5 protein-coding genes are annotated in these 6,000 nt (G+C 73.0%); 3 read left to right on the top strand and 2 right to left on the bottom strand.

Going from position 1 to position 6,000, the window contains the following annotated elements:
- Positions 1-57 precede the first annotated feature (57 nt).
- Complete coding sequence (locus ACFWVP_RS25755) at positions 58-1,248, bottom strand: glycoside hydrolase domain-containing protein (RefSeq protein ID WP_384500095.1); 1,191 nt, start codon at positions 1,246-1,248, stop codon at positions 58-60.
- 117 nt (positions 1,249-1,365) lie between these two features.
- Between ACFWVP_RS25755 and ACFWVP_RS25750 the strand changes: the two genes are divergently transcribed.
- Positions 1,366-2,544, top strand: coding sequence for a DMT family transporter (locus tag ACFWVP_RS25750; protein WP_384500094.1), 1,179 nt, complete (start codon positions 1,366-1,368; stop codon positions 2,542-2,544).
- Here ACFWVP_RS25750 and ACFWVP_RS25745 read toward each other — a convergent pair.
- A complete protein-coding gene (locus ACFWVP_RS25745) occupies positions 2,514-3,833 on the bottom strand; it encodes a peptidoglycan DD-metalloendopeptidase family protein (RefSeq protein WP_384500093.1) in 1,320 nt (439 codons plus the stop codon). The two genes, ACFWVP_RS25750 and ACFWVP_RS25745, sit on opposite strands and share 31 nt — an antisense overlap.
- A gap of 224 nt (positions 3,834-4,057) precedes the next feature.
- Here ACFWVP_RS25745 and ACFWVP_RS25740 point away from each other — a divergent pair, with 224 nt between their 5' ends.
- Positions 4,058-5,161 (top strand): LacI family DNA-binding transcriptional regulator, encoded by a 1,104-nt coding sequence (locus ACFWVP_RS25740; protein ID WP_384500092.1) that lies wholly within the window; start codon positions 4,058-4,060, stop codon positions 5,159-5,161.
- Between the two features lie 305 nt (positions 5,162-5,466).
- Positions 5,467-5,844, top strand: a complete 378-nt coding sequence (locus ACFWVP_RS25735) for a hypothetical protein (RefSeq protein WP_384500090.1) — start codon at positions 5,467-5,469, stop codon at positions 5,842-5,844.
- Positions 5,845-6,000: the final 156 nt, after the last annotated feature.

Below are 6,000 nucleotides of genomic sequence, written 5' to 3'. Positions count from 1 at the left end.
CGCCCCGGCGGCGCCCCGCCCGTCCCGCGGGGCCCCGGGCGGGGCGCCGCTGTCCGTTCAGCGCGAGGCTGTCCGTTCAGCGCAGGGCGGGTAGGCGTCGGCGGGAGCCGTGCCCCGTGCGGAGGGTTCGCTGCCCACCTCGAAGGTGAGTGAGCGGCCCGCACGGATGTCCTCGGTGGTGAGGTACGTCCTGGACTGCTCGACCCCGTCGAGCCGGGCGGACCGGATGTATCGGTCGGTGTCCGAGGTGCCGGGTGCCCGCACGGTGAAGGAGCCCCGGGGGTAGTAGCGGCGGTCCAGCGTCAGGTCGACCCGCTCGAAGACGGGCGTGGACAGGCCCCAGGTGCCGGTGCCGGACTGGACCGGGAAGATCCCGATCGACGAGAGCACGTCCCAGGCGGACATGGTGCCCACGTCGTCGTTGCCGGTCATGCCGGTCGGGCTGTCGGTGAAGAGCGTGAGCGCGCCGTGGACCACGTCGGTCGTCTTCCACGGCTGCCCGGTCGACAGGTAGGTGTACGGGGCGATCAGGTCGGGTTCGTTCCGCGGGTTGTCTTGTCGGCGTTGTAGTAGTCGTACGGTCCGTTGACCCACACCTCGCGCACGGTCTTCGCCGGGTCGGCCAGCAGTTGTCCGTAGGCGAAGAAGGAGTCGAGGCGCTCGTTCGTCGCGGCCGTGCCGCCGATCAGGCCGACGAGGCCGGGGAGGCCCTGCGACAAGCCACTGGTACTGCCAGGACGTGCCCTCGTGGAAGCCCTCGCTCTTGGCGGGGTCGGCGGGTCCAGCGAAGGCGGCGTGCTCGTCGCGGGAGCGGAAGAAGCCGTTCGAGCTGTCGAAGATCCGGTGGTGGTTCTGCGCACGCTCGCGGTAGCGACGGGCGTCGTCGTCGTGGCCGAGGTCGGCGGCCATCTCGCCGAGCATCGCGTCGGACAGGGCGTACTCCAGGGTGGCGGAGCCGCCGTGGTCGTAGTCGGAGTCGCCGGGCTTGGCGTGCGGACGGCCCTTGACGTACGGGACGAATCCGTCGGCCAGGTACTCCTTGTTGGTCTCGCGGCGGACCGCCGCGGAGTCGGGCGGGCGGAACGCCGTCGGCGTTCTTCCAGGTGCCGGAGTCGGCGAAGGGGCGGTGGAACCGGGTGACGGTGTAGAGCGTGTAGCCGGGCCGATTCCTTTCGGTTTCGGACACTCGGCGCAAGGGTGCGACAGCGCGGCGTGCCCTGGGGCGTCATCTTCTGAGGCCTGGAGCAAGGAGGACTACCGTCGGGAGGAGGACGTAGGACCGAAGAACGTACTACCGGAGCAGTACGCCGAATCGCTGCCTCAAGGACGACGACGCGGTGGCTCCGACAGGACATCGTGGTGTACATGAGTTCCCTCGCGCTCTCCGTGCTCCTGTCACTGGTCTCCGCGGTCGCCTACGCGGCCGGGGCGATCGTCCAGGAGCGCGTCGCCGCAGCCGGTGACGGCCGCCCGTACGCACCGCTGCGCAACGGCGTGTGGTGGGTGGCCGTGGCTCTCAACGGGGTGGGCGCGGTGCTGCACGTGGTGGCGCTGGCGTACGGACCGCTGAGCCTCGTCCAGCCGCTCGGCGCCCTGACGATCGTCTTCGCGCTGCCGATGGCAGCCCTGTTCGTCCGCCGCAGGGCTGGGCGGACCGCCTGGCGAGGCGCCGTCATGGCGACGGTCGGACTGGCCGGGCTGCTGGCCCTCACGGGGAGCGCCGGGTCGCACACGCTGGCGGGGCCGGAACAGCTGATGCTGGCGACCACGACGGCGGGTGCGGTGGTGGCGCTGCTCGTACTGGCCAAGGGACTGCACCGGCCGATGCTGCGCAGTGTCGTCCTGGCCACGGGCGCCGGGATCGCGTTCGGTATCGCCTCGGTGTTCACCAAGACGGTGGCGGTGGAGTGGACGTCGGGCGCGGTGACCTCGGGGCTGCCGACCCTGCTGGTGATCGCGGGCCTCGCCGCCGCGGGGCTGCTGCTGTCGCAGGCCGCGTACCGGGGCGCCGGACTGACCGCGCCGCTGGCGACGGTCACCGTGGTGAATCCCGTGGTGGCCGCGGCGGTGGGCCTGACTCTGTTCGGCGAGCAGTTCCGCTACGGCCTCACGGGCACGCTGTTGGCGCTCGCGTGCGGCGCGCTGGCGGCGGCCGGGCTGGTCCTGCTGACCACGGAGCGGGTGGGTGCGGAGCGGCGTACGGCCGAGCTAGCCGCCGCCGAGCGAGGTGCCTCGCCTGCCGGGGAGGCCGGCGCCGAGACCGGTGAGGGCCCTGACGCCGACGGTGCGCCCCGGGCGTCCGTGATGCTGCCCGGGCCGGTGCAGCGGCGGGCGGCCTCCTCCGAGGTGGAGCCGCCGGACCCGTTTCCGGCTCCGACGGCGCTTTCGCTGCCCCTGATCGCGCCGCTGCGGCACGGCGCACGGCGCGTGGAGTTCAGCGGGAAACGGCCCACGGGCGGGCCGGTGCGCCGGGGAGACTTAGCGGCCCCGGGCGCCGGACCGGACGGGGTCGTTCAGACGCTGACACCGCCCGCCCTGAGGTAGGCCAGCGGGTCGATGTCGGAGCCGTAGCCGGGGCCTGTGCGGATCTCGAAGTGCAGGTGCGGGCCGGTGCTGTTGCCCGTGGAACCCGAACGCGCGATCCGCTGACCGCTGCCGACCTGCTGGCCCTCGCGCACGTGGAGCGACGAGAGGTGTGCGTACTGGCTGTACCTGCCGTCGTTGTGCCGGATGACGACCTCGTAGCCGTACGCCCCGGCCCAGCCCGCCGAGACCACCTTTCCGGACGCCACGGCCTTCACCGAGGTCCCGGTGGGGACCGGGAAGTCGACGCCCGTGTGGTAGCCGCTCGACCACGATCCCGCCTGGTGGTACGGCGTGCCGGTCCGGGCGGAGACGGGGGCGGTGAAGCCCGATTGCGGCTTGGCGGCCTGCTTGGGCTTGGTGGCGGGCTTGCTGTCCCGCTTGGCCGCCGGCCTGCTGTCCGGCTTCGCGGCCTGCTTGTTGTCCGGCTTCGCCGCCGGCTTGCTGTCCGGCTTCGCCGCCTCGGCCTTCGGCGCCTGTTTCGGAGCGGCCTGCTCGGGAGCTGTCCGCTCGCGGGCCGTCTTCTGCGTGGCCTTCGGAACCGTGCCCGTCTTCGGCACCCCGGCGGTGTCCAGGGTCAGCCGCTGCCCGGGCAGGATGAGGTCGGGGTCCGCGCCGACCACGGTGCGGTTCGCCGCGTACAGCTTCTGCCAGCCGCCCTGGACCCGCTCGGCGGACGCTATGCCGGACAGGGAGTCACCGCGCGCCACGGTGTACGACTCGCCCGCGCCCGGCACGGACGTCGGTGACGCGGAGGCCTTGCCCGCCTTCGCGTCCGCGGCGGTCTTCCGCGTGCCGGTTTCCGGCGCGGTGGTCCTGGCCTCGGCGGGTTCGCTGCGCTCCGCCTGCGGGGCGATGTCGGGTGCGTCGCCGCCCCGGGTCAGTCCGGCCCGTACGGAACAGGTCGGCCAGGCCCCCGGACCCTGGCCCTCCAGCACCTTCTCGGCGACGGCGATCTGCTGGTCCTTGGTCGCCAGATCGGCCCGTGCGGCGAAGGTCGTCCCGCCGTACGCCGCCCAGGTCGAGCCGCTGAACTGCAGGCCGCCGTAGTAGCCGTTCCCCGTGTTGATGTGCCAGTTGCTGGTCGACTCGCACGCGGCGACCTTCTCCCACACGTCGGTCGAGGCAGCGCCTGCCGACGCCGCGGTGAGCAGCGGCAGCGCGATGCCCGCGCCGCCCGCCGTCACCGTGAGCGAGGCGCGGTTGATCCGACTGGGCTGATATCTGCGGTGCCGTCCGTTCGCGGCCATGATCCCGGCTCCCCCCACTCGCAGTGAAACGCATCGCAAGCGGCCAACTTATGGGCATGCAAAGGGTGGTGACAAGTGAACAATCGGCGCGTGCTACACATGCGCCCCGGCGCACGTCCCGTGCGACGGCGCACCCCCTTCCGGTGACACCGTGAGGAGACAGCATGGAGGACAGTGCGGAGAGCGCTCTCCGTCGGCCCTTTCCTGATGCTATAAAGGCGCCCATGACGGATGCTCTGCGATCGGCCGGTGCCGCACCCACCCTGGAGGACGTGGCGCGGGCGGCCGGGGTCTCGCGCGCCACGGTGTCGCGGGTCGTCAACGGGGTCCGCAACGTCGACCCGGCGATCCAGGAGGCCGTGCGGCAGGCCGTCTCCGTGACCGGCTACGCGCCCAACCGTGCGGCCCGTTCTCTGGTCACCCGGCGCACGGACGCCATCGCGCTCGTGGTGTCGGGCGCGGGGGCGGGGGCGAAGGACGGGGCGGGGGACGAGGAGGCCACGGGGGACGGGGCGGGGGCCGCTGACTCGGGGTCCTTCACCGCGAGGGTGTTCGCCGACCCGTTCTTCGGCCGGGTGGTGACCGGCGTCGTCAACTACCTGCGCCCGCGCGGGAGGCACCCCGTGCTGATGTTCGCGGAGACCTCACCGGCCCGCGACGAGGTGGTGTCCTATCTGCGCCAAGGCAGCGCGGACGGCGCCCTGATCGTGTCGACCCACGCGAAGGACCCCCTTCCGGGACTGGTCACGGATGCGGGACTCCCCGCCGTGCTCTACGCGCGTCCCGCCCGGCCGCTGCCGATCAGCTACGTCGATCTGGCGCACCGGGACGGTGCGGGGCTGGCCGCCGGGCACCTGCTGGCGCGCGGCTGCCGCCGGATCGCCACGATCAGCGGGCCGCTGGACGTACCGGCCGGACGGGAGAGGCTGGAGGGGTTCCGGGACACGATGGCGCGACGCGGCCACCCGTACGTACCGACTGCCGAGGGGCGGTTCACCCAGGAGAGCGGTGAGGCGGCGATGGAGCGGCTGCTGGCCGGACATCCCGATCTGGACGGGGTGTTCGCGGCGAACGACCTGATGGCGATGGGCGCCTGCCATGTACTGAGGGAACACGGCAGGCGGGTGCCCGAGGACGTGGCAGTGGTCGGCTTCGACGACAGCAGCGCGGCCTCCGCGTGCCGGCCGCCGCTGACGACGGTGCGGCAGCCGGTGGAGGACATGGCGGCGGAGATGGCCCGGCTCCTGATGGACCGGCTGGCGGCGCCGGACCGGCCGGCGACCTCCGTGATCTTCGAACCGGTGCTGGTGGTACGGGATTCGGCGTAGGGATCAGCGAGCCCGCCCCGCCGCCGAGCAGGATGCGTTCGGGGGAGGAGGTCGGCCGTAGGCGGCGCCGACGCAGGCGGCCGTCCCTGCCGGGATCGCCACGGCCCCCGGCCCGGTACGGGCCCTGCGGGGCCCGGACAGGCCGCGGGCCGGCCTGAGCCCCTCCCCCGGGCACTCGCCCGAGCCCTCGGCGCGGCGTCCCCACCTGCCCGCGTCCGGGGGCACCTGCCGCCCGGGCCGGGTCACGTCCGGAGTCCCGCCGGACGTGATCAGGACCCGGGGGGTCCGGCACATATGCTCACCGTATGGAGCAGAGCGAAGTCCTCAAGCGAGTGATCGGCATCCTCACGGAAGCGGGCGAGATGCAGCGCCAGGCCGAGGAGGACGACGGGAGCGACCCGGAGGTGGGCGGCAGTATCGTGACGAGCCTGCTCAACGAGACGATGCCGCACATCGCCATTCCCGGTGACGCGACCGTCGAGGAGATGGCCGCGCTCGTGGGCCGCGAGGTCGGCGGCGCCGTCGAGCAGTTGGTCGGTGCGTTCACCCTGGCCTTCATCGCGCTCGCGCAGATCCACGACTCGGGGCAGCAGGACGTGACCTCCGCCGATGTGCTGCAGGACCTGGCGCTGCGCGCGGAGGAACTGAGCTCGGACGACGACGGCCCGGAGGACTCCCTCTAGGGAGCCGGGCCCGCGGCGGACCACCGCGGGCGCACGGTGCGGGCTTCTCGCCGGCCGGCCATCGGTTGACACGCGGCTGCCCGGTGGGAAGGTGGAGAGAGCGTGCCAGGCCCGTACGGGAGACCGTGTGGCCCACGCTCGGGTGTGCTGCGCCGG

This window comes from Streptomyces sp. NPDC058637 (genome assembly GCF_042717325.1).
Classification (GTDB): Bacteria; Actinomycetota; Actinomycetes; order Streptomycetales; family Streptomycetaceae; genus Streptomyces.
Note: the sequence above shows the minus strand (reverse complement) of the source record. Positions and strands in the feature narration are given on the sequence as shown.

Excerpts from the sequence above, each read along its gene's own strand:
- ACFWVP_RS25745 (WP_384500093.1), bottom strand. The coding sequence starts at position 3,833 with ATGGCCGCGAACGGACGGCACCGCAGATATCAGCCCAGTCGGATCAAC.
- ACFWVP_RS25750 (WP_384500094.1), top strand. The coding sequence starts at position 1,366 with ATGAGTTCCCTCGCGCTCTCCGTGCTCCTGTCACTGGTCTCCGCGGTC.
- ACFWVP_RS25740 (WP_384500092.1), top strand. The coding sequence starts at position 4,058 with ATGACGGATGCTCTGCGATCGGCCGGTGCCGCACCCACCCTGGAGGAC.
- ACFWVP_RS25735 (WP_384500090.1), top strand. The coding sequence starts at position 5,467 with ATGGAGCAGAGCGAAGTCCTCAAGCGAGTGATCGGCATCCTCACGGAA.